Consider the following 2,455-nt stretch of genomic DNA (forward strand, 5'->3'; position numbering starts at 1 on the left):
CACACAATTTTAGGATTGTCTTTTATATCAAATTTTTCTTTTATTATGCTTCCCAATTTTATTGCATTTTTTATTATAGTTAATTCTCTTTCATTAAAAGTATCGGAATTCGCCGCAATCATTTGAATTGTTAATTTACATGGTAAATCTATATTTTTAGTACAGATCTCATAAAAATATTCAGGTGTAATGTTGGATAAATCTTTTTTATTGAAGAAAGAAAAAGCTACCCCGAGCTCTCTTAAATGTGTATAAATATCAGCCATGCTATCAAACCCCTTACTCTTAACATTCTAACACAAACCAGACTTTTTTAAGTATTTTATGTATAATCAAGATATGAGCAATAAAGTTATTGATTCAAGAAAAGGAAAAAATAAAAAAGTTTTATCGCTCTTTAGTGGGTGCGGAGGAATGGACTTGGGTTTTGAAGGTAGGTTCAAAGTGCCTTCTGCATGCATTAATAAAGATATTCATCCAGATTGGGTAAAAAACGAATCGAATAATTTTATAGAACTACAGCCAACTGATTTTGATTTAGTTTTTGCTAATGATATTATGGATATCGCAAAAACTGCTTGGAATTCATATTTTAAAAAATATGGATATCCAGATAATATATTTCATTTAGAAAGCATTGTTGATCTTGTAAAGGCATATAAAAAGGGCGAGTATAATTTTCCGGAAAATGTTGATATCGTAACGGGAGGATTTCCTTGCCAAGATTTTAGTCTGGCAGGGAAAAGAAGAGGTTTTAACTCTGAGAAAAGTCATAATGGCAAAAAAGAAGATTTTGATGTTCCAACAACGGAAACCAGAGGTATGCTTTACCTTTGGATGAAAGAAGTTATAGAAATTACAAAACCTAAAGTTTTTATTGCCGAAAATGTAAAGGGCTTGGTATCCTTTGGAGATGTAAAAGAAATAATTGAAAACGATTTTAGAAATATTGATGAGGGGTACTTAGTTGTTCCGGCACGAGTTCTTTTTGCAGGAGACTATGGGGTGCCACAAAAAAGAGAACGTGTCATTTTTATAGGGCTTAATAAAAAATATTTAAAAAAGGATGCCTTAAAAGCTCTTACACAAGAAAATATTTCAGAAGAATATGATCCATATCCAATAAAAACACACTATGATAATTCTAAAACAACAGCTCAATTAAGCTTGTTAAATAATAATGACAAATTAAAACCTTACGTTACAACTTCTGAAGTGGTTAAAGATTTAAAAGAACCGGCAGAAGAGATTAAAGATTTGGCTCAAATGTGCTATTCCAAAGCGAAATATTGTCCAAATTCGCAGGGACAGACAGAAATTAACTTAAATGGTTTGGCTCCTACTATTAGAGCTGAACATCATGGAAATATTGAATATAGAAGGCTATCAAAAGATAATGGTGGCACACATTTTTCTGAATTAAAGCAGGGTTTAGAAGAAAGACGACTGACAGTAAGAGAATGTGCTCGTTTTCAAACGTTCCCAGATGATTATCCATTTGTTCAAGCCACAGAAAAAGCAGGACGATACAAGTTAAGTGCAAGTAGTGCATACAAATTAATTGGTAATGCTGTTCCTCCATTATTAGCCTACAACATTGCCAAAAGACTTGAAGAATTGTGGGATAAATTATTTATTTAGGTTTATTATGCATGTTATAGATTTAAGTATAAAAAATTTTAGAGGCTTAAAAACTTTTCATCATATGTTTGGTGAAAAACAGTTAATATGCTTGGTTGGTCAAGGTGACAGCGGAAAAACAACTATATTAGAAGCAATATCTTTAGCTTTATCTTCAACTTGGAATATCCCCTTTTGTGATAATGATTTTTATATGAAAAATGTTGAGGATCCAATTCAAATAGAGGTTTCTGTAAAAATGCCAGAAACCTTTGTATTAGAATCAAAGTTTGGTTTATATATGAGGTTTTGGGACTCAAAAAATAATACGATATTAGATACTCCAATTGAAGGTGGACATAAAATACTAACCATAAAATTGGAAGTTAAAGAAAATCTTGAACCTAAGTGGTATGTTTATAACAATTGCCAAGAAGAAAACTATAAAGAGATAAGTAGCTTAGATCGAGCAAAATTTAATTGTTTCATGATTTCAGATTATACTGATAAACACTTCGCTTGGAGTCAAGGTTCTCCATTAAATTCACTTGTTTCAGTAAAAGAATTAAATTCAACCAAAAGCAATTCTGTACAACCATTAAGAAATGCTCTTAATACAATAAATACAGCTAATTTTGAAACATTTAATAAAATATTTTCTGAAAATGTAGAAACACATCTTGTAGATATAGATGGAATAAAGACATTGATGGACTCTAGGGAAATATATTATAATCAAAATAAATTATCACTTCATGACAAAAATGAAATTCCTTTTAGAGTAAAAGGTAAAGGGACTCGTAGATTGTTATCGGCCGTATTACAATTTGCAAAT

Annotated in this window: 3 protein-coding genes; 2 read left to right on the plus strand and 1 reads right to left on the minus strand. The window is 30.6% G+C overall.

What is annotated here, in order from left to right; genetic code table 11:
* Positions 1-266, minus strand: a 266-nt coding sequence (locus tag ACWI69_RS12060) for a hypothetical protein (protein WP_448822080.1), incomplete at its 3' end; no start/stop codon positions are given.
* Positions 267-324: 58 nt separating this feature from the next.
* Between ACWI69_RS12060 and ACWI69_RS12065 the strand changes: the two genes are divergently transcribed.
* Positions 325-1,641 (plus strand): DNA cytosine methyltransferase, encoded by a 1,317-nt coding sequence (locus tag ACWI69_RS12065; RefSeq protein WP_448822081.1) that lies wholly within the window; start codon positions 325-327, stop codon positions 1,639-1,641.
* A gap of 7 nt (positions 1,642-1,648) precedes the next feature.
* Positions 1,649-2,455: AAA family ATPase (locus ACWI69_RS12070; protein WP_448822082.1), on the plus strand; the 807-nt coding region annotated here is incomplete at its 3' end.

The sequence above is a fragment of the Cetobacterium sp. genome, from assembly GCF_977044495.1.

Bases quoted from the DNA above. Each gene is read 5' to 3' on its own strand.
- ACWI69_RS12065 (WP_448822081.1), top strand. From the start codon at position 325: ATGTATAATCAAGATATGAGCAATAAAGTTATTGATTCAAGAAAAGGA.